Source organism: Helicobacter felis ATCC 49179 (assembly GCF_000200595.1).
Classification (GTDB): domain Bacteria; phylum Campylobacterota; class Campylobacteria; order Campylobacterales; family Helicobacteraceae; genus Helicobacter; species Helicobacter felis.
Map to the genome: position 1 here is coordinate 1238903 of NC_014810.2, position 21012 is coordinate 1259914.

Annotated in this window: 15 protein-coding genes and 2 pseudogenes; 8 read left to right on the forward strand and 9 right to left on the reverse strand. The window is 45.0% G+C overall.

Annotated features, from left to right (window positions below; genetic code table 11):
* Position 1 precedes the first annotated feature (1 nt).
* The 3 genes from HFELIS_RS06300 to HFELIS_RS06310 are packed head-to-tail and all read left to right on the forward strand — an operon-like array spanning position 2 to position 3201.
* Positions 2–1657, forward strand: coding sequence for an ABC transporter ATP-binding protein (locus HFELIS_RS06300; RefSeq protein WP_013469709.1), 1656 nt, complete (start codon positions 2–4; stop codon positions 1655–1657).
* On the forward strand, positions 1650–2303 hold the full coding sequence (locus HFELIS_RS06305) for a hypothetical protein (RefSeq protein ID WP_013469710.1): 654 nt from the start codon (positions 1650–1652) through the stop codon (positions 2301–2303). Before HFELIS_RS06300 ends, HFELIS_RS06305 begins: the two co-directional genes overlap by 8 nt.
* On the forward strand, positions 2293–3201 hold the full coding sequence (locus HFELIS_RS06310; protein WP_013469711.1) for a PDC sensor domain-containing protein: 909 nt from the start codon (positions 2293–2295) through the stop codon (positions 3199–3201). Before HFELIS_RS06305 ends, HFELIS_RS06310 begins: the two co-directional genes overlap by 11 nt.
* A 40-nt stretch (positions 3202–3241) precedes the next feature.
* Here the strand turns inward: HFELIS_RS06310 and HFELIS_RS06315 are convergent, their stop codons facing one another.
* From HFELIS_RS06315 to HFELIS_RS06335, 5 genes are all read right to left on the reverse strand, one after another.
* On the reverse strand, positions 3242–4696 hold the full coding sequence (locus tag HFELIS_RS06315) for a DASS family sodium-coupled anion symporter (RefSeq protein WP_013469712.1): 1455 nt from the start codon (positions 4694–4696) through the stop codon (positions 3242–3244).
* A gap of 61 nt (positions 4697–4757) precedes the next feature.
* Positions 4758–5501, reverse strand: coding sequence for a glycosyltransferase family 2 protein (locus tag HFELIS_RS06320; RefSeq protein ID WP_013469713.1), 744 nt, complete (start codon positions 5499–5501; stop codon positions 4758–4760).
* Complete coding sequence (locus HFELIS_RS06325; protein ID WP_013469714.1) at positions 5498–6523, reverse strand: glycosyltransferase family 4 protein; 1026 nt, start codon at positions 6521–6523, stop codon at positions 5498–5500. The genes HFELIS_RS06320 and HFELIS_RS06325 overlap by 4 nt, the downstream gene beginning before the upstream one ends.
* Positions 6517–7743, reverse strand: a complete 1227-nt coding sequence (locus HFELIS_RS06330) for a glycosyltransferase (RefSeq protein ID WP_013469715.1) — start codon at positions 7741–7743, stop codon at positions 6517–6519. Before HFELIS_RS06330 ends, HFELIS_RS06325 begins: the two co-directional genes overlap by 7 nt.
* 7 nt (positions 7744–7750) lie before the next feature.
* Complete coding sequence (locus tag HFELIS_RS06335; protein WP_013469716.1) at positions 7751–8242, reverse strand: KdsC family phosphatase; 492 nt, start codon at positions 8240–8242, stop codon at positions 7751–7753.
* 103 nt (positions 8243–8345) lie between these two features.
* Between HFELIS_RS06335 and HFELIS_RS06340 the strand changes: the two genes are divergently transcribed.
* The 5 genes and pseudogenes from HFELIS_RS06340 to HFELIS_RS06360 all read left to right on the forward strand — a co-directional run.
* Positions 8346–10409, forward strand: a complete 2064-nt coding sequence (locus tag HFELIS_RS06340; protein ID WP_013469717.1) for an HsdM family class I SAM-dependent methyltransferase — start codon at positions 8346–8348, stop codon at positions 10407–10409.
* 38 nt (positions 10410–10447) lie between these two features.
* A complete protein-coding gene (locus HFELIS_RS06345; protein ID WP_013469718.1) occupies positions 10448–11053 on the forward strand; it encodes a restriction endonuclease subunit S in 606 nt (201 codons plus the stop codon).
* A gap of 11 nt (positions 11054–11064) precedes the next feature.
* A pseudogene (locus HFELIS_RS06350) lies at positions 11065–11583 on the forward strand (restriction endonuclease subunit S); the annotation flags it as partial.
* 118 nt (positions 11584–11701) lie between these two features.
* On the forward strand, positions 11702–12277 hold the full coding sequence (locus tag HFELIS_RS06355) for a restriction endonuclease subunit S (RefSeq protein ID WP_013469720.1): 576 nt from the start codon (positions 11702–11704) through the stop codon (positions 12275–12277).
* An 85-nt stretch (positions 12278–12362) separates the two neighbouring features.
* Positions 12363–12884 (forward strand): annotated as a pseudogene (locus HFELIS_RS06360) (restriction endonuclease subunit S); the annotation flags it as partial.
* A gap of 14 nt (positions 12885–12898) precedes the next feature.
* Here HFELIS_RS06360 and HFELIS_RS08540 read toward each other — a convergent pair.
* From HFELIS_RS08540 to HFELIS_RS06380, 4 genes are all read right to left on the reverse strand, one after another.
* Positions 12899–16288 carry a hypothetical protein gene (locus HFELIS_RS08540; protein ID WP_013469722.1) on the reverse strand — a complete coding sequence of 1130 codons (3390 nt, stop codon included), beginning with the start codon at positions 16286–16288 and terminating at the stop codon, positions 12899–12901.
* The gene (locus HFELIS_RS06370; protein ID WP_013469723.1) at positions 16285–18468 is read right to left on the reverse strand and encodes a hypothetical protein; all 2184 of its coding nucleotides are present in this window, start codon (positions 18466–18468) and stop codon (positions 16285–16287) included. Before HFELIS_RS06370 ends, HFELIS_RS08540 begins: the two co-directional genes overlap by 4 nt.
* Complete coding sequence (locus HFELIS_RS06375; RefSeq protein ID WP_013469724.1) at positions 18450–19469, reverse strand: GDP-L-fucose synthase family protein; 1020 nt, start codon at positions 19467–19469, stop codon at positions 18450–18452. Before HFELIS_RS06375 ends, HFELIS_RS06370 begins: the two co-directional genes overlap by 19 nt.
* A 131-nt stretch (positions 19470–19600) precedes the next feature.
* Positions 19601–20959 (reverse strand): BspA family leucine-rich repeat surface protein, encoded by a 1359-nt coding sequence (locus HFELIS_RS06380; protein WP_013469725.1) that lies wholly within the window; start codon positions 20957–20959, stop codon positions 19601–19603.
* Positions 20960–21012 lie beyond the last annotated feature (53 nt).

Here is a 21012-nt window from a genome sequence, read left to right on the forward strand (position 1 = left end):
TTTGAAACTTTTTTTAAAGCGTTTTTACCCCCACCTGCGGGGGCATTATAAGTCTTTTATTGTGGTTTTTTTAGCCTCTATTGTGGTGGCTTTGAGCACGGCTTGGGGGACTTATTTAGTCAAACCAACTTTAGATGACATCTTTATTAAAAAAGATGTGCATATGCTCACCATTTTGCCCTTTTTGGTGATTTTGGCATATTTTGGCAAGAGTGCGGGCATGTATCTTCAAACTTATTTTACAAATTACATCGGTTTGGACATCATCAAACAATTACGCCACCAAATGCTAGAAACCCTTCTAAAAATGGAAATAGGTTTTTTTAACCGCACTAGAAAAGGGGAGCTTATTGCGCGTATCACTAATGACATTGCTTTGGTGCGCGCTAGCTTGTCTAACTATCTAGCAGAGTCGATTAGAGAGGGATTAACCGTTTTGGGCTTAATTGGTGTGGTGATTTATCAAAGCCCTAAGCTTGCCTTAGTGGGTTTAGTGATCATGCCCTTAGCGGCTTTTCCTTTGAGTAAAATCATCCGCAAGGTCAAAAAACTTTCCAAAGCCAATCAAGAGACCAATGCGAATATGACCGCGCGCTTATCAGAGATTTTTCACAATATCGAGGTGATCAAGACCTCTAATGGAGAAATTTTAGAGACCCAAGCTTTCCAAAAAGAAAATGAAATGTTTTTTAAGCTCGGGCTTAAGAATATCGCGGTGGCTGAAATATCCTCGCCCTTGATGGAGCTTTTAGGCTCGCTAGCTATCGCTTTGGTGATTTATTTAGGTGGGCTGGAGGTGATTAGAGGGCATATTAGCGTGGGGGCGTTTTTTTCTTTCATCACCGCGTTGTTTATGCTCTACACACCCTTTAAGCGACTGGTAAGAATTGCCTCCAATTTTCAAGAAGCGTTTGTAGCAGGGGAGAGAATTTCTGAAATCTTAGGACGCACTCCAGCTATTAGTGATGGCACACAAACTCTGCAAGAACCTATTCGCACCATTGAATTTAAAGGCGTGAATCTAGCTTATGAGCAATCTAATCAACACGCTTTACAGAACATTAACCTACGCTTGGCAATAAATCAAATTGTGGCCATACAGGGCAAAAGTGGGAGCGGAAAAAGTTCTTTGATCAATTTGATTTTACGGCTCTATGAGCCTAGTTTTGGAGATATTTTGATTAATGGAATGCCCATTGAATCTTTGCAACAAAAAAGTCTGCGCGATCACATCGGGATTGTAACTCAAAGGGTTTTTATTTTTAAAGGCAGTGTTGCAGAAAATGTCGCCTATGGTTTGGACATTCAAGAAGAGAAGGTGCATGCTTGTTTAGTGCAAGCCCAAGCTCTTGATTTTGTGCAAAACATGGGAGGCATAGAGACACAACTTGAGGAATTTGGGGCAAATTTAAGCGGAGGGCAACGCCAAAGAATCGCCATCGCGCGCGCGCTTTATCGCGATGCTAGCGTGCTCATCTTTGATGAAGCCACCTCAGCTCTGGATCGTGTTACAGAGGAGGGGATCAAACAGACAATCTACAATTTGAGAGAAGATCGCCTCATCATTCTTATCTCTCATAATCAAGCAAATTTAGAGATTGCTGATCGTATCTACACTTTAGATTGTGGTGTGCTGCAAGGAAACTCCTTTGCTTAAAGAGCTTTGCTTAGGGTTTTTGACCCTTACATTCTTTGGAGCTTGCACACATGGAATTTTTACCTCTCCCTCTTTGAATTTGAGTTACCAAAGCACAGCCCCCCAAGTGCCCTTAAAAAGTCAAATCACCTTACAACCGCCTCATCTGACTTTCCTTAAGGATTTTGTGCCTCACTATTACCAAAAGCACTACACAGATGCCCTTCAAAAAGGCGTGGGTCTTCTTTTGGCGCATTTTGGTTATCCTAGTGTTTCTAACGCCCCGAGTGCCAAACTTCAAGGCACTATTCGCTTAACTTTTGAAAAACCCCCAAAAACCCTAAAAGAAACCCAAGCCTTACTTAAAGCTACCGATAATGATGGTGTTGATCCCGTGCGCGTTTTGCGTCTGTTGGTCGCTACCAGCACATTTAAAATTGAATGCGCGCCATTTCATGCACCCTTTTGTGGCTTGGAAATCTATGCAAAGGTGCAACAACCTATTTTGAGAGCTAACCGATTAGATAGCGACCCTAATGATCGCCGTAGCGATGTGCAGATTTACAATGACGCGCTTATTCAAACCCTCAACAAGCTTTATCAAAAAAGCTTGCAAACCTTAGAAAACCAATTAAAATCCCCCTCAAAGACTAGCCATGCTCTCTAAAGATGTTACCGAATACGCCAAAGTCAAAAACGAGCTTTACGCCTATGTGTCTTATCTTCTCACGCAAAATATCAAGAACTACCTCAAAAAACCCACTTTACGATATATTCAGCTCGCCATGGAGCGCATCAAGCAGGAAGTGCGCATCAAAGAGGATATTTTTATTTTGGATGCAAATGGAGATTTGATTGATGAGGAAGGCAGAGCTAAGGGCAGTTTTGCGCAAAATTCCCTAGAAAGAGGGTATTTTTATGAAGCGATCACGGAACGCCGCTGTATTTTAACTAATCCCTACCCCACTCGTAGCAATCGCGGATTGGTGGTTACGGCTGCTTATCCTATCTATAATGATAAGGAAGAATTATTTTATGTGGTGTGCATGCACATCCCTATCAAGATCGCCATTGCCCTAAGCTCTTCTTCTAAGCATTATAAGCTTTTTGCAGAGAGTAGCGTGGTGATGTACTTTGGCATCTCTATCACCCTATCCCTTGTTTCTCTGCTCCTCTTTATCAAAAGTCTTTCAAGTCTCTACACAGCTCTCACGCACTTTAGTAGTTTTGATGTCAAAGAAGTTTTCCACCCCATTGTCTTATTAACCTTAGCCTTAGCTACAGTGGACCTTGTTAAAGCCATTTTTGAAGAAGAAGTTTTAGGTAAAAATAGTGGAGATAGCCACCACGCCATCCACCGCACCATGATTCGCTTTTTGGGCTCGATTATCATCGCCCTAGCGATCGAAGCCTTGATGCTGGTTTTCAAATTTAGCATTAGCGCGCCTAATAAAATTATCTATGCTGTGTATTTGACCATTGGAGTTTCTGCCCTGCTCATCAGTTTAGCTATTTATGTGAGATTTGCTTATGGAGCTGCTAACGACTCCAATAACAAGAATTAAAGTTTTAGAGATTGCACGCGGATAGTCCCGCGTCTTTTCCCTATAGCCAGCGGTGCGCCACTAATTCCACCCAAGGCACGCAGAGCACACAAAGGGCGATCAAATACAGCAAGCCAAAGATAAGCCCTAGCTTCCAAAACTGCGCGCCCGGTATGTAATGGCTACCATACCACACCAAAGAGGGTCCCGTGCCATAGGGGGTTAAAATCCCCATCAGTCCTAAGCCCAACATTAAAAAGAGGGCTAATTCTTGCACATTAACCCCAGCCATGCCCGCCCCCATGCTAATAAAGAGGGTTAAAAGCGCGCTCACATGGGCGGTGGTGCTCGCAAAGAAATAATGCAAAAGATAAAAAGCAATCACCAAGATCACCACCATGCTAAGACTAGAAAAGCCCAAATTCACCATAAAACTTTGAGTCAAATCCCCCAAATACTGCAAAAAGCCCACACTCTTAAGCCCGCTGGCCAAAGTGATCAGCCCCCCAAAGAGGAAGAAAATATTATAGGCTGCGCTATTGGAAATAATGTCTTTCCAGCTAATGATACGGCTCACCCCCATCAGCACCATCGCTAAAAGCGCGGTCGTGGTCGCCTGCACCCCAAAAGCCTTGCCCCCAATCCAAAGGGCCAGAGTGAGCAAACTTAAAACACACATCAAAATTTCCTTATGGTGCATTTTGCCCATTTTCTTTAACTCCTCTTTAGCCCACAAACACGCCTCTTGCGAGCCCTTAAGCGTGGGTTTGCAAAGGTGGTAAGCTAGATAAGGGGTGAGCAAAAAGAGCACTACCCCAGCGGGCAAGAATGCCAAAAACCAGCCCAGCCAAGAGATTTCAGGCACATTGCTTTTTAGTGCGGTTTCCATCGCCAGTAAGTTAGGCGCTAGGGCGGTGAAAAACATGGAGGAAGTGACACAAGTGATCGCAATCCCCACCCACATCAAATATGCCCCCAATTTTTGGGGCTCTTTGTCCGGATGGCTTCCTACTAAAGGGGGGATATTGGCCACAATGGGGTAAATGATTCCCCCACTGCGCGCAGAGTTGGAGGGGATAAAAGGGGCTAGAACTAGATCGGCTAGAGCGACCGCATAGCCCAAACCTAAAGTGGTTTTACCCAAATGGGAGATGAGCCATAGAGCGATGCGCTTGCCCAATCCGCTTTTTTCATAACCCAAACCTAGCATAAAGGCGATGAAGACCAACCACACGGTTTTATTAGCAAAGCCTTTTAAGCCCCAATCGATGGCTGCACTGGGGCTTACATGCTCAGGGCTAGGACCTATGCGTAAGAGCACGCACAACGCCACTCCAATGACAGCCACAAAGGAGGCAGGCACAGGCTCGATGATGAGGCCTAAAACCACGCCGATAAAAACGCTAAAATACAGCCACGCCACTGGGTTTAAACCCTCTGGAACGGGCAAAAAAGAAAGAATCAAGCCCACGCCCACAGGCACAAGGTAACGCCAAAAAGAGAGAATTTGAGACATCTGCATTCCTAGAGGATTTTTAGATTATTGTAGTCCATTAAATAATTAAAAAGTCTTAATTTTAAGACCTTTTAAACAATCCTTTAATTTTATAGGGGTATTTCAATAACATTGTCCCCCAGTGGGCTTTGATTCCATTTTCTCTACACGCGCGCAAATTTTCTTTATTGGCAATCCAAAGGCTTTTTAACCCGCGCGTGCTCAAACCCCCAACCCCCATTTTTACCAACACTTCAGGAAGATATACCCACTCCACCCCGCCCAACACCAGTACTCGCAACAGCCATTCATAATCAGCAGAAATTTTATAATCGATCTTATAACCCCCAAAACGATCATAGACACTCTTTTTTACAAACACAGTCGGATGTGCGGGCACACGCCCATAAAAAAAGAGTTTAGGGTCGAATTCCCCGCTTTGGTAATAACGCACGACTTGGGAGTCTTTGACATAGATCAAATCCCCATAGACCATCTGCGCTTCTTGATTCTCTTGAAAGGTGCTAGCGACCTTGTGTAAGACTTGGGGGTGTGCGAAAATATCATCGCTATGCAAAATGCCAATAACCTCTCCGCGCGCGCGCGCGATGCCTTTATTCAGCGCGTCATAGAGTCCTTGATCAGGTTCACTTGTAAAACTCAAATGCGCGCCATAACGCTTTAAAATCTCCACACTCCCATCACAACTCCCCCCATCTACCACGATATGTTCTACTTCTTGATAATGCTGTGCCAAAACAGATTGGATAGCGGTTTCTAGGGTTTTAGCCCCATTGAAAACAACACTAATGATAGAAATTTTCACAAATACGCCCCGATCTGCTCTCGATCTTTAGCCTCTAAACTCCAGCTTAAAGCTCCCTCTAGGAGGGTTTGGTAACTAGCAGGGTTTAACTTCTCTAAGCGCTCCTTTAACTGCGCTTCATCCTGTGAATCAAAGAGATACCCATTAACTCCCTCTTGCACCAACACCTGCGCTCCGCAAGCTTTGCTCACCAAGACAGGCAAACCCACAGCTAAAGCCTCCTCCACCACTAAACCCCAAGGTTCGCTAAGACTTGGCAAGATCAAAACATCATGTGCGCACAAAAGCGCGCCTAGGCGCGTGTTTTCCACCGCCCCCAAAAAGACCACATTCGAACTTGCCATGTTTTTTAATGACTCCTCTAACTCCCCCGTGCCTACAAGGCTTAAAGATAGGTTAGGTAATTTAGCAAACACGCCAAGTAAAAATTCTAAATTTTTCACCGATGTCAAGCGGGCGATACAGATAAATTTTTGGGCATAGGGGCGCTTATCTCTGCGGTGTGGGGGGGGGTTGATAATTCCCACCCCGTGTGTGATTTTGATTTCGCCTTTAAAGTGTAGAGTTTCTAAAAGTTTGGCATGTAAATTCGAGCACACAAACGCCTTAGAGATGCGCTTTAAAAACAGGCGTTTTAAAAAACCTTTAAGCCCACCGGTAGCACTTTCCATAATGCTGGACTCCACCACCACGCCATTACATGATTTGGGACTTAAAAACGCCCCCGCCCAAAACTCTAAGCAATCCCAACCCCCTAACAACAGCGTTTTATAGGGTCTTTGTCTTAAAATTTTGAGCAATTTAGCAACATTACTCCATGCAGGGCGTTGTTGCAACGCGCCCTCAAAAAGCACATGATAATCAAAGCACGCCTTTTCTAGGGTGTTAAAATCTTTGGAGCGCACCTCTTGGGTATGGCTTGCCAAAAACACCACGCAAATTTTTAGGGACTTAGCCAATTTATTATAAAGATTCACCTTGTAAAAGACGGGTAAAGGGGTGATGATGAGGTAGTCTAACATGGTGTGATTTTCTCATAGAGCGCGCGATACTGCTTGGCGACCACCGCTTCGCTAAAGCGCTCTAACACCCACGCGCGCGCATGAGCACAAAGCTTGGGATAGTCAGGGGCATTTAACACCCATTCCATGCCCGCTTTTAAATCGGTGGTGTCAAAGGGGCGGGCTAGATAGCCATTTTTTTGATGAGCAATCAGATCGCCATTGCCCCCAATCTCAAATCCCACAACAGGCGTGCCACAAGCCAGACTTTCTAAAATTACATTGCTTAAATTCTCTTGACGGCTGGGCACGATGAGCACATCTAAGGCGTTATAGAGGGCGATGAGGCTAGTGTTATCGTGTAGTGCGCCTAAGGAGTGGGTTTTAAAGGATAGATGAGGCGCGCGCGCGTTTGCGCCAAAAATTACTAATTCTATCTGCGTAGATTCTAACTTACCCAAAGCTTCTAATAAGAGGTCATAACCCTTATTAGGATCGCTAATATCCATCGCCCCAAAGCCTATTAATTTTTTAGAAGTGGGTAGCCCTAAGAGTTGCCGGCAAAGGTTTTTATCTAGGGGCTTGTAAAGTTCTATGTCAATGGGATTAGGGATCACAACATGGGTTTTATCTTTTAAAAGCGCACTTTGGCTAGCGCGTTTAGAAATCCAAGAACTCACCCCCACAATACATAAATGAGGAATTTTTGCATAAGCCCTTTGCTTCATGCTAAATCCTAAGGTGGCCAAATCGCGCTCAAAAGGGCTATTTAAAATGCAGGAATGTTTGTAGGTGTGTTCGTTCTGATCGTTGTAGTAGTGATCTCCACCACTAAAAGCCCACATGTCATGCAAGCTCCACACTAAGGGTGCGTGGATTTTGGGCAAATCCCTTAAGGGCAAGACCCCGCGCCCTAGCCAATGCAAATGCACAATGTCGGGCTTTAGGGCGTTGAGCGCATTCACCACCTGGCTAAAGGGCAACCAACCTAAATTAAAAGTTCCTTTTTTGCGTTTGGGATAAAGCAAGATCGGGGCTTTATCCAAATAGGGGCGCACATGCGCCCAAAATTTGCCTAGAGTGCTTTTGGGGTATAAGATGCGATCATCTACCGCTCCGCCCCGTGTGTCCTGCACCCACACGAAACTATCTACCCCCTCTTTTAAAAGTGCGCTATGTAAGCGCAAACACGCGCGCGCCGCGCCCCCTGTCAGCGTAGCGTTGAGGTGAATAACTTTCATGATTTGCTTAACTTTTAAGTTCTGTAGGGTGTTCTAAAATCAGGTTGATCAGCTCTCTTAGCGCGCCCTGTCCCCCCTGCGTGTTTAAGAGAATGATCCCCGGCAAAGCCTTTAGGCTCTCTTGAGCGTTTTGCACGCAGGCTTTTAACCCCACTTGCTCCAAAAGGGGGAGATCATTTACATCATCGCCCACATAAGCCACTTGTTCTAGGCTAATCCCCTCTTTGGCGCAAATTTCACGCGCAGCCTCTAATTTGCCCTGCGGGCTACAGCCTTGATAGAGATAATCTACTTTAAGTTTTTTAGCGCGGTGTTCTACGATGGGCGTAACCTCGCCGGTAAGAATGCCCGTTTTAATGCCCGCGCTTTTCAATAATTCAAAACCAATCCCATCGGCGACACTGAATTTTTTAAATTGTTGTCCATCTTCTAAATAATACATGCCCCCATCAGTGAGCGTGCCATCACAATCGCATAAAAAGACTTTAATCTGGTGCATGGCATTCCTTTAATATTTGGAAAATAAGGGGTATTCTAGCACAGCAGGAGGTTAAAGCAAAGTCAAAATCTCCTATAATGCCCTATTTTGATGAAAGGAAAATATGCCCAGCCAAGAAGAAACCATAGAATACGGAATCAAAAAAGAGCTAGAAGCCCTTAACATTGCCTACTACGCAAAAACAGCCCCCATCAATGAGGAAACCCAAAGGGCGTTAGAACAAGCCCCCTCAAAGAACGGGGGGAGTGGCAAGAATTACCCCGATCTCAAATTGCTTTTAAACACGCCCAGCGCACGCAAATTGCCCGTGATGATCGAGGTCAAGGGGCTTAAAGGGCGTTTAGCCAAGTTTGGCAAGGATCACAGCCCAGATTTAAGCACCAACGCCATTAAAAATTACGCCCTCAATGGGGCGTTGCACTACGCCAATGCGATTTTAGATTACAGCCACAGCTATAACGAGGCGATCGCCATAGGGATCAATGGCTATGAAGAAGCGGGCAAACTCTACAAGCAATACGCCCTTTACTATCTCAACACCAAACACCTAGCCGTGCCCCAAAAGATCGGCGATTTTAAAGACTTGAGCATTCTAAGCCATTTAGAAGAACTGGAGAGAAAGCTAGACAATCTTGCTCTCAGCGAGGAGGCGCGCGCTCAAGCGATTGAAACTTTAGAGAGCCAAACCGAGACACAACTCAACAAGCTCAACCAGTTCTTAAATGATGACATTTTAGACCTTGAGGAAAACAAACGGGTTGCCTTGTTGGTTGGCATGATCATGGCGGCTACAGGCGTGCCAAAGACAGAGGATCGCCCCGGGGTAGGGGCTTTGGGCTTAGAAGATTTGAAAAGCGAGCAAGACAAGGACACCCACGATGGGCAAGAGTTTATTAAAAAAATCAAAGCCTTTTTAAACGCCAAGAAATTACCTCTAGAAAAAAACGAAATGGTGATTGATGAACTGAAGAAAGTTTTTATCCACTCTAAGCTGTGGTCTTTAAACAGCTACACCAGTGCCAACACTGCCGAAAGCCCTTTAAAAAGGATTTATGGGCGGTTTTTAGAGGGGGTTTATCCCTTGGTTAAAAAGCTCACCAGCACGGCAGACATTGCGGGTAGGTTGTTTAACACCCTCACTAAGTGGCTCAATGTCCCCGACAATAAGAAAAACGATGTCGTTTTAACCCCCCGTGAGGTGGTAGATTTGATGGTGGAACTCGCCCAAGTCAATAAGGACTCGTTTGTGTGGGATTATGCCGCCGGATCGGGGGCGTTTTTGATCTCTAGCATGAATAAAATGCTTAAAGATTGTGAGGAAAAAATCACAGAGCCCAGAGCTAGGGCGGATAAAATCAACAAAATTAAAAACGAACAAATGCTAGGCATTGAGAAAAACACAGAAATTTACCTCATGGGGATTTTAAACATGCTCTTACTGGGCGATGGGAGCACCAATTTTTTACACAGGGACAGCCTAGAGGATTTTGAAGCCAAAAAGCCTATCAACTACGAACAGGGCGATCTTAAGGGCGAACCCTTTAACGCCAATGTGTTTTTACTCAACCCCCCCTACAGCGCAAAGGGCAAGGGCTTTATTTTTGTAGAACGGGCCTTAGAGAGGATGGAGAAGGGGCGCGCGGTGGTGATTATTCAAGAAAACGCCGGAAGTGGGAATGGATGGCCCTACACCGCACAGATTTTAGAGCACAGCACTTTAGTAGCCAGCATTAAAATGCCCTTAGATCTATTTGTGGGCAAATCCAGCGTGCAGACCGCCATTTATGTCTTTGAAGTAGGCACACCTCACTCTGAAGATAAGTTAGTGAAATTCATCGACTTTAGCCATGATGGCTACACAAGAGCGGCGCGCAAAAAGGCAAGAGCTAGCACAAATTTACGCGACACCGATCACGCTAAGGAGCGTTACGCTGAGCTGATTGCCCTAGTGCTGGGTAAAAAGCGCGCAACAAACTTTTATAAAGACCACTACATAGAGGACACCATCAATTTAAAGGGCAAGGACTGGACCTATGCCCAGCATCAAAAAATCGACACCATGCCCCAAATGGGCGATTTTAAGGGGAGCGTAGCGGAGTTTTTGGCTTATGAAGTCTCTTTAGTGCTTAAAGGCGATAGCGCGGGAAAGTCGCTAACCCCCGCCTAGCAAGTTGGAAGGCTCTAGTAGCCTTAAGCTGGCGGGGGGTGCAATTAGGGGAGATTTTTGAGGTGTTTAAGCCTACCAAGCACAACTACCAAAAGCGGTTTTTACCCACAGAGCCCACAGAGGGGTATATCTCCGCCATCACTTGCACCACACAAAACAACGGCATAGCGTGTTATATGCCAAAAGAGGGGGCTGAGGTGTTGGAAAATATGATCTCTGTGGGGGCAAATGGGGACGCGCCTGCCTTTTACCAATCTAGAGAATTTGCGCTTTTGCAGGATTGCTACGCTTTGAAGTTTAAGGAAAGGGAGTTAAGCCACGCGCAATATTTGTTTTTGGTCGTGTGCCTTAACAAGGTCTTGGCTAAATACAACTGGAACAATAAATCCGGTTGGGCTAAGGTGTCTAAAGAGCAAATTCCCTTGCCCCACACCCCTAATGGGGAAATCGCTTTTGAGGCTATGGAAGCCTTTATAAAGGAACTTCAAGCGGAGCGCTTGGAGGAACTTCAAGCGTATCTAAAAGTAACAGGATTGGAGGACACCAAGCTAACCCCAGAGGAAGCACACGCCTTAAATATCTTTAGCGCGCACTTTGCAAATCGCGGGGGGGGGGGGGCAATGGTGCTACCCCTAGTAACTTAAAATGGCGGGAGTTTAGGATGAGAGATTTATTCATCATTAGCGGAAGCAAGACCACCCCTAAACTACAACTAGAGAAATACGGCAAAGGGGATTATCCCTATGTAACCACCCAAGCTACCAATAATGGCATTGCGGGTTATTACAACTTTTGGACAGAAAAAGGACATTGCTTGACCATTGATAGCGCAGTTTTAGGCACATGCTTTTATCAAACTAAAAATTTTAGTGCTAGCGACCATGTGGAGATTTTGCGCCCAAAATTTGAATCCTTTAACCGCAACATTGCTCTATACTTTGTAACCGCCTTGAATCGTTTAGCTCTGTGTTATGGCTACTCTTATGCTCACAAACGCTCACAAAAGGCTTTAAGAGAGGAAATAATCCCCTTGCCCACTTATTCAAATGGCGCAATTGCTTTTGAATTTATGGAAAACTTCATTAAAGCCCTAGAAAAACAACAGATCGAAAAAGTTAAAGCGTTGTGGGATCAGAAGTTGGGGGCATATACTAGCGTGCTAGATCAAGGCTAAGAACGCTTTCAATCCAGTTTTAAGGGGCGTATTAATCCACCTTAAAAAAGGGTGAGCTAAGATTCTTTAAAAATTCTAAAGGTTAAATGATGGGATTTGACAAAAATAACCCCTATTTATGCGGGGGGGGGGGGTAGATGTTACTCTTAGTGGCTTAAAATGGCGAGAGTTTAGAGTAGGAGAGCTTTTTCACATCAACACCCCTAAGAGAAAATTTGACGCTAATAAGGTGCGCTTTTGTATAGATGGATACCCCTATGTAGCTAGGGGAGCTAATAATAACGGCATTAGGGGCTATATTGATGAAGACCCTATTTTTTTAAATGAGGCTCCTAGTATTAGTTTTGGACAGGACACTGCTACGATTTTTTACCAAGACAAACCCTACTTTACGGGGGATAAGATTAAAGTTTTCACGCTTAAAGAGGAATACTTAAGTCGGTATAGGGCTTTATTCTTAATTACTTGCATGCGTAAAACCTTTAGTGCCTTTAGTTGGGGTAGCACCTCCTTTAAACAAGGTATCTTAGAGAATCTTTTCATAAAATTACCCACTCACAAAGATGGCACTATTGCCTACGACTTAATGGAACACTTTATCAAAGCCCTAGAAAAGCAGCAGATCGAAAAAGTTATGGCATTGTGGGATCAAAGATTAAAGGCGTATGAGGATACAATCTATGATAAAAATTAAAGGACTTATCAATGGAACTTAAAGATAACAGCCCTGTTGCCACTGGGGGGGGGGGGTAAGCCTAGAAAATCTTAAATGGCAAGCATTTAGCTTTAGCGAAGTCTTTATTTATGAAAGGGGGAGGCGTTATAAAAAAGAGGATCACACAAAGGGGGAAATCGCTTATATCTCTTCAAGTGCCATGAATAATGGCGTGGATGGCTATGTCGCCCCGCCTCCTTATATGAAAATCTATGCCAACAAAATCACTTTAGCCAATAGCGGGAGTGTGGGGAGTTGCTTTTACCACCCCTACCCCTTTGTGGCTTCTGATCATTGCATGGTCATTTGGCTTAAAGAAAAGGAGCTTAACCGCCATTTAGCCCTTTTTTGCACCACGATTTTAAGGCATGGCGTGCAACACAAATACGGCTTTAATAGGGAAATCAACAAAGAGAGGCTTTTAGAGGAAAAATTTAGCCTGCCCGTCCATGCGCATAAGCAAATCGCCTACGACTTAATGGAAAACTTTATCAAAGCTTTAGAGAAACAACAAATTGAGAAAGTCGAAGCGTTGTGGGAGGAAAAATTAGGGGCGTATGCTAGCGTGGTGAGTAAGGCGCGCTAGATACCACCCATCCCCTAATGTCCTTCATCGTGATAAAACCATCCCTTTTTACTCAAGGGTTTTAGCAAGCTTTGGCATAGCCTACTAGCAGAACCCAAGCCCTTAACCTGTTTTTTCTCATCTAAATACAAACAAGGCACGCCTTGCATGCTCACCATTATATAATCCTGCAAATACGCCTTCAAGGCGGACACATCGTATTGTTCACTCTTAAACATCTGCGCGCACTCCGCCTGTGTGTTCGCACGCAAATATTCCGGGCGCAAACATGCCCCGGGGTATTTAGAAAAGAAAGTAGAGGCGTTGTAAAGCGTGGAGGTGTTATAAAGATCATCATTGCGATCGATCTCCAAAGTCCCTTGATTCTCTAAAAACTGGGCGACTCGCCTCAAGGCAAAGAAATTTACAGGGCGTAGGGGCTGTTGTTCGTCCATCAGGGTAGCGGTTTTCTCTTTAGAAGGGTCAAGGGCTTTATAATTGTCATTTTGATTGGTAGGTAGGCAGTAATTGCCCCAAAAATGCGTGTCCTCATCTAGGCTACAAGAACAGATACAAATACATTGCCCCTTAGAGTCTTTTTGGCGCGCATGGGTGCGGGCTATTTTGAGCGCGTTGAGCAGATTGTAGCCCAGATGGGGATTAGAATTGCCCATGATGAGGTCGTAAACTAAGGACACGCTATCAAAGTCTTGGTAAATGGTGTAGGCAATGCGCCCATCATAGGCATTTCCTAACTCAGGACGACTATTGATAAAATCCTGCATTCTTCTGCCCAAATCCCCACAACCTCCCCCATATTTAAACTCTTGAATCCGCGCTAGGGTGTGCACATACCACACCGCATCTAACCCTTGCGCGTGGGCGCGCATGAGGGGTTGGTAGATAAAATTTAGAGCACGCATAAAAGTTTGGGCGATTTCTTTTGTAGAAGCGGGGGTGTTTTTTTGGCAATTATCCTTAGAACCCCCCTCTAAGAGGGCAAAGAGAAACAACATCGCTTGTTGTTGGATACGCTTTAATAACGCTTTTTCTTTATCATTGTTGGGTTTAAAATTAGCCAGTAAAGGCAGAGATTCTAGCGCGCTTTGGGCTTGTTGTTCCAATTCAGGCAACACGCTTTGCAACAGACTCGCGTGATCTTGCTTGCAGGTGGGGTCTTGTGCATGCGCCTCTTGTAGGGCGTTTTCTAGGCGCGTGTGCATGGTATCTAGGCGTTGCAAAAATAGCGCAGCTAGGGCGATCTCTTTGGGAGGGGAGTAGAGTGCCCACGCTTGTAGGGCCTTACAGAGAGGGTTTTTAGAGTTAAAGCCGCGTAATTGATCCTTAGTGTGCAGATACAAGCAGGGGTTATTATCAAAGCTCAAGAGCCTAAAGGTTGTGAGATAAGCGCGATACGCAGAGGGGCTAAAACTTTGGGTGTTGAAGATTTGCTGGCAATTTTGTACGCTAGCTGGGCTTAGGTATTTGGGGTGAAAGCAGGGGGTGGGGTTGGTGCGCAACAACCATGCAGAGAGGTACTCGGGGTGTTTGAGAGTATCTATATAATAGTTTTTGCTATAAAAAAACGCCTCTACGCGCGCCCTATAGTGCAAATTCCATAGTTTAAGGGTCTGCTGTTGGTTAACAGAAAGATTCTTCAACCATCTAGCTTTGGCATCGTACCAATCCATAGCCCAAGCACTGCCAAGAGGGAGATGAAACTTATCCTTGTCCCAAATTAGATCCCATGCCAGTTGCGCACTTTTAAAATCTTCTAGCCATGGGCTAGGGGGGATGTCAGCGGGTAGGGCGCAAGCGTCTTTAGTTTCACAAACATGGGTGGAGTTATAATAGGTTTTAAGATCGCTTAAATACGCGTTAGGATCGAGCCCTTGTTGGTGCGCTTGGATGAGGGGGGTGTAGATGAAGTCTAGTAGGCGTGCGTATTCTTGAGCTAATAGGGGGGCGGGGGTGCTAGCAAGAAAGAGCAGGGGCTCTATAGACCAATTTGATGGGTCGAATCGAGCAATCGAGCCTTGTAAGAGGGCTAAGAGATGCAGGCTCTCATAATCTAACAAGTAAGCCCACTTAGAGCCTTGCAGAGAGGCTAGGGGGGTGGCTTGTAAAATGGCACGGACATATTGTTGCAGGGTCAAAAACCAATTGGAGGGGGGATGCAGGTAGCCATCCTGATCCATAGGAGAATTCCATATATTTTTGAGAAAATCTTGAGCGTTTTGAAAAGCTATCATCAAGTCTTTAGGTAGTGGCGCGCCCATTTGAGGGGGGTGGGCTTGCAACACACGGCAAAGGGGATTTTTAGAGCGGAAAGTTTTGAGGGTGTTTTGGGGGGTGAGATAGAGGCAGGGTTGGTTGTCAAAGCCTATGAGGCGAAAGGCGCGTAAATACTTTTGCAAGGGGGCATTAGGGCGTGCCAAGACATCGTGGCATGTTGCCTTCATCTGCTTAGATAATGCCGTGTTAAAGCAAAGATGGGGGAAACTCTTAAGGGTTTGCTCTAGGGGCTTAGTTTGACTGGCCATCTCTTGCAAACCATCAGCGCGCACATAAAGTGCAGCAACATAGGATTGACTCAACGCCTGAAAAAATTCTACATCCAAGCCCAAAGGCTTGAACATTTCATTGTAATAAGCCTCACCGGTATAGGGTCCTAATTCGATGCTAAAAATACTCAGCCCGGGAATAGGTCTTGCGCTCAAATACAGAGTTTTTAGTTGTGCGAAGATCGTAGGGTTTGCAGAGGCGAGATTGCGATCTTTTAAAAAGCCCTCCGCCTCAAATCCTTCAGGTTTAGAGATGCTAGTCTGTTGCCCCAAAAAGTGCAGGTAAGCACTCACATCGAGCCCTTGTTGCGCGCTTTGGATCAGGAGCGCATAAACTAGCTTTAAACTGGTAGAAAAATTTTCTAATAAGGCTTCTTTGTCAAGCGGATCAGGATTAAAGACACCATCGGCATAGATGTCATCTGGGGAGAGATCACTATAACAACTCACACTAGGAATTTTGTCGCGCACCAAAAAAAAGACATGCAGAATTTCAAAGCTTCTAATGCGCATGGCTAGGGGCTTGGGCAAACTGGCTTGAATCTGCTTAATTGTAGGGAGTGCATCTACCATTTTTGTAGCTAGATCAATCCAAGCCTTGGCATGGTCGTAGAGCTCGCCAGCATCATAAATAGTGGTGTCTACATGGTTGCAAGTTGCCTCCTTGGAGGTCTCTTTAACAGCCTTGAGGATGGAGTCATAAAGGTTTTGGCTGGCTTGGTAAAAAGCCTCTTTGTCTAGGGGGAATTGCGCGCTGTTGGGGGGTGTGTGCTGGGCGCGCGCGATAAACCAAAAGCTCAGTAAAAAGACTGCTAGAAAGGTAGGGATCACAAACCATGGCCATACTGCATGTTTTTTCATCGGTTGACAAGTGTCCTTTTTAAAATATGGCTTGGGGGAGAGAAATTAGGGGGTCGTGTTTGCAGGGCTTGACAGAGGGGGTTTTTAGAGTTAAAGCCGCGTAATTGCTCTTTGGCGTGTAGATACAAGCAGGGGCTATTATCCACGCTTAAAAGTCTCATGCTTTCTAAATAGTCGCGGATTTTAGATTGGTTAAAGCTTTGCTTTTCTAGGATTAGTTGGCAGTCGTGCACGCTCTGCTGGTTTAAATATTTGGGGGTGAAGCAGGGGGTGGGGTTGGCACGCAAGCGATCTGCAGAAATTTTTTCTGGGTGTAATAGCGTGTCTATATAAAAGTCTTTGTTGGCAAAAAACGCCTCAATGCGTTTTTTATAATACAAATCCCATAGCGGGGCCTCTTTAGGAGTCCACCATTTGGCTAAATCCCTATAAAATAAAAACCCGCGCTTTTCATCCCACGCGGGAACATTCCAGTCTACAGGGGAAATACTTTCAGAAGAATAACCATCTTTATACCTCCTTACAAGATAACTACCTAATTTGGCGATTCTAAAATCTTCAAGCCACGGGCTCTCTGGAGTATTGTCAGGGCGCGCGCAGAGTTTATCTTGGGCGCAGGGGTTGGGGAATTTGGGGGCGGATTTTTTGAGGTCTTTTAAATACACGCTAGGGTCTAAGCCTTGCTTAGTGGCTTCTATTAAGGGGGTGTAGAAAAAATGGATCAGATGGAGGTAATGGTATGCCAACATGGGGGCAGAAATGAATGCAGGATAGTGTTTATCCATGTCAAAATCAAAAGAGCCCAAAGAACCTCTCAGAAGGGCTAAAAGATGGAGGCGTTCGTAATCGAGCAAATGATGCCATTTAGCCCCCCGCAGAGAGGCTAGGGGGGTGGCTTGCAAAATGGCTTGCAGGCGTTTTTTAAAAGGTTTGAGGTCATGGGGGGGTGTATCTAACATGTACATTAAGGTGTCTTGTGCCTCTTGAAAGGCTTTGACTAAATTGGAGGGCACAACTACACCCATTTGGGGAGGGTTTGCTTGTAAGCTCTGACAAAGGGGGTCTTTGGAGGGGAAGGCTTGGATCGTGTTTTGGGGGGTGAGATAGAGGCAGGGTTGATTACCAAAGGCGATGAGGCGGCTTATGCGGAAGTAATAATAGAGAGGCGCACTGGGATTCTTTAAGAAGGCTTGGCACGCTAGGATGTCTTCTTTAGAGGCATTGAGGCAGTCATAGATATTTAGACGATCAAGAGGAATAGGGGGCTTAGAGGTGCTTAGGGCGCGCACACCATTTAACCAAGTTTGAAAGCGATAAGCGTAATAATTTTTCCAACGCTGTATATCTTGCAGGCTCAAGCCTAGAATTTTTTGGACCTGTTTATAGTAAGCCATTTCTTCTTGCCCGTCAATCCCATAATCGAATCTATTGAAGAGGAAATTATCTAGACCCGCTCTTAGGATTTTAAGGCGCAAGATAGTCGGCGAGGAATCTTTGGCTAACATGTCTTTTAAGGTTTTGAGCTTGGTGTCGTAGTCCTCTGAGGAGAAGTGCAGTTGTGCTAGCAGGGCGCTTTGGTAATCGTATGTGCTGAACACAAAGCCAGTTCCCCAATTTAAAGTGCGCAAAAAAGATTCTAAGGGCAAGCCCTGTTTAGAGGCGTTGAGTAGTAAGGGGCAAAAAAACTCTAGGTTTTGTTGCAAGACCTCTAAGAGTTTTTGAGCTTCAAGGGGCTTTGGAGGGGGTGCGCCGTGTTCTAGCGCGTCCTCACAATCTACCTCGTTATTAATCTTAGCGCGCACTATTGCCAAGACATGCAAGGCCTCAAAGCTCCTAATTTGGTTGTAAAGGGGGAGGTTTTTTAAGCGCGCCATAAAAGGCACATGGTCTATCATTTGGGTAGCTAGGCTAATCCATGTTTTGTAACGCCGTGCCACGACCTGTGGGGTCATCGCCGATTGGTCCATTTGGCTAGGCACGCATTCTGCCTTAAGAGCCACTTTTAAGGCGGTGTTGTGGGCATTTACAAGCGAATCATAGAGGTCCTTAGCCGCCTTGAAAAAGGCTTGTTCTTGGGGATTTGTAGGTGTGTGTGCGCCTAAGCCAAAACTAGGCATAAAGAAGAATAAGAAAATAGAGATGATAGCCCAAGAATGTTTTCTTACCTGTTTTGATACCATTGATACACTTCTTCAATGCCCTTTCTTAAGGGAATACTTGCCCTCCAGCCCAAACTAGCGATTTTACTCACATCGCTACACTTTAACAAAGTCCCATCGGGCTTAGAGGTGTCAAAAACCAACGCTCCCCTAAAGCCCACAATCTCTTTAATCAAGTTGGCTAAATCTCTAATGCTAATATCCTCCCCTGTGCCAATGTTGGTATGATTGAGTGTAGCACTAGCTTGTTGGTGTTTTAAGAGGAATACGCACCCCCGGGCTAAATCACGCACATGTAAAAACTCGCGTCTAGGCGCGCCACTGCCCCAAATTTGCACCCCTTGTGCGCTCACTCCGTGTTGTTCTAAGAGATTTAAGGCTTCTTGTTGGCTAGACACTTGCAAATCTTGCAACACCAAATCTAGGCGGTTGTTTTCTAGCAAATGGGCTAGGTGCATTTTTCTTAAGAGCGCGGGCACAACATGGGAGTTTTGCAGATCGAAGTTATCATGCTCGCCGTATAAATTGGTGGGCATCGCGCTGATAAAATGAGTCCCATACTGGGCGTTGTAAGATTCGCACATCTTAAGCCCGGCGATTTTGGCAATAGCATAAGGTTCGTTAGTGGACTCTAGGGGGCTGGTGAGTAGGGCTTGCTCTTTAATAGGCTGAGGGCACTCTCCGGGGTAAATACAAGTGGAGCCTAAAAAGAGAAGTTTTTTAACCCCATACTTGTAGGCGCAGTGGATTGTGTTGGTTTGGATGGCTAAATTTTGGTAGATAAAATCCGCGCGGTAAGTGTTATTAGCCAAAATCCCCCCCACTTTAGCCGCGGCTAAAATGACGATGTCGGGGCGTTCTATCTCAAAAAATTGTTCGACCGCATTTTGCTGTGTTAAGTCTAACTCAGAATGGGTTTTTAAAATTAAGTTATTAAAACCTTGCTCTTGCAAACACGCCACTAGCGCGCGCCCCACTAAGCCCCTATGCCCGGCTACAAAAATTTTATCACCCTCTTGCATGCACTCTCCTAGTCTTAAACAACTATGATAGCAGGGCAGGGCGGGCATGTCAAGGCAAGCTAGCACCCTTAAGTGCGCGCTTTACTTCTTAAGCGCGGGGCTTAAAGTTTAGGGGTGTAGCTGAAGCAATCTTAGGCGCGATACCAATGGGGGAGGGTTGTGAGGCGGTCGCAATCATCAAACATGCAATCCATATCCTTAACCTTAGACACATCCCAACTATCCAAAGGTTGGTTAAATTGTTCGCAACCAGCAAACATGCCAAAAGTGTTTTTGACACTAGATACATCCCAGTCTCCTAAGGGTTGGTTAAAGCTAGTGCAACCATTAAACATGTGTTTCATATCCTTAACATTAGAAACATCCCAGCTATTTAAGTGTTGATTAAAGTTTTTACAATCTTGAAACATGGCACGCATGTCTTCCACTCTAGACACATTCCAATCATCTAAAGACTGGTTAAAATTCTCACAATCTTGAAACATACGATACATATTTGTAATCCTAGACACATCCCAGTTATCCAAAGGTTGGTTAAAACTAGAGCATCCATTAAACATACCATCTATGCTTTTTACACTGGAGATGTTCCAATTATTTAGGGATTGATTAAAATTTTTGCACTTAGTAAACATACCTCCCATTTTTTCCACACTAGACACATCCCAGTTATCTAGGGGCTGGTTAAAATCCTCACAACAAAAAAACATACACCACATCTCCATGACACTAGACACATTCCAGTTGTTTAAGGGCTGATTAAAGCATATACAATGAGAAAACATACCGCTCATGCATTCTACCCTAGACACATTCCAACTTGAAATATCATGGTCAAAGTGGATAGCATTATTAAACATGTTTCGCATGTCGGTTACATGCGAAGTATCCCAAGTTTCTAAGCCTTCAAAGTTTTTGCGGGTGAAGGCTGGGGGCACACCCACACCAGTTGAATGCGAAAACACATAACTCAAATCCGTAATCTTGCTAATGTCAATATCCCCTAGATGCACACTCTCATCGGCGACTAATTTTTTAAGCTCCTCTTTGCTTTGGGGGACATATTTTTTAGCACCCTTAGGTGTAGAAAAATTTTGGGGCGTGGGCTGGCTGGGTTTGGATGCAATCGCGCCTAGCACGCCCTCTAAATCTGTAACGCTATTTTGCAAGCCCTCTAGCACCTCTAAGACCTCTTGGGCGCTATTGGGTTTCTCTAGCGCGCTTAAAGACGCAACTATCTTAGCTTGGGCGTGCTTTAGCTTAGTCAAGCTTTTTTCTAGCTCTAAGTCATCCTCTTTTAAGCTAGCATAATGCTCTCTTAAAGCCTTTAGCGCACCGCCCAAACCTTCAGAAAATGCGCTAAAACTCGCGCGAAGTTCCTCAGCCTCTTGTTGCACTTCTAAGCCCTCTTCTAGGGCACTTTTGCCCAAACGCATAGCCCGCTTGACATTTTTGAGCTCTTGCTCTAACTTTTCTAAAACTTGTTGCATAAAAAACCTCCCAAATAGTGTAGGCTTAGAGTCTAGCATAAATTTAGCCCTAA

Coding starts and splice junctions, on each gene's coding strand:
- HFELIS_RS06310 (WP_013469711.1), top strand. CDS start 2,293: ATGCTCTCTAAAGATGTTACCGAATACGCCAAAGTCAAAAACGAGCTT.
- HFELIS_RS06315 (WP_013469712.1), bottom strand. CDS start 4,696: ATGTCTCAAATTCTCTCTTTTTGGCGTTACCTTGTGCCTGTGGGCGTG.
- HFELIS_RS06325 (WP_013469714.1), bottom strand. CDS start 6,523: ATGTTAGACTACCTCATCATCACCCCTTTACCCGTCTTTTACAAGGTG.
- HFELIS_RS06330 (WP_013469715.1), bottom strand. CDS start 7,743: ATGAAAGTTATTCACCTCAACGCTACGCTGACAGGGGGCGCGGCGCGC.
- HFELIS_RS06335 (WP_013469716.1), bottom strand. CDS start 8,242: ATGCACCAGATTAAAGTCTTTTTATGCGATTGTGATGGCACGCTCACT.
- HFELIS_RS06340 (WP_013469717.1), top strand. CDS start 8,346: ATGCCCAGCCAAGAAGAAACCATAGAATACGGAATCAAAAAAGAGCTA.
- HFELIS_RS06355 (WP_013469720.1), top strand. CDS start 11,702: ATGCGGGGGGGGGGGGTAGATGTTACTCTTAGTGGCTTAAAATGGCGA.
- HFELIS_RS08540 (WP_013469722.1), bottom strand. CDS start 16,288: ATGAAAAAACATGCAGTATGGCCATGGTTTGTGATCCCTACCTTTCTA.
- HFELIS_RS06370 (WP_013469723.1), bottom strand. CDS start 18,468: ATGGTATCAAAACAGGTAAGAAAACATTCTTGGGCTATCATCTCTATT.
- HFELIS_RS06375 (WP_013469724.1), bottom strand. CDS start 19,469: ATGCAAGAGGGTGATAAAATTTTTGTAGCCGGGCATAGGGGCTTAGTG.
- HFELIS_RS06380 (WP_013469725.1), bottom strand. CDS start 20,959: ATGCAACAAGTTTTAGAAAAGTTAGAGCAAGAGCTCAAAAATGTCAAG.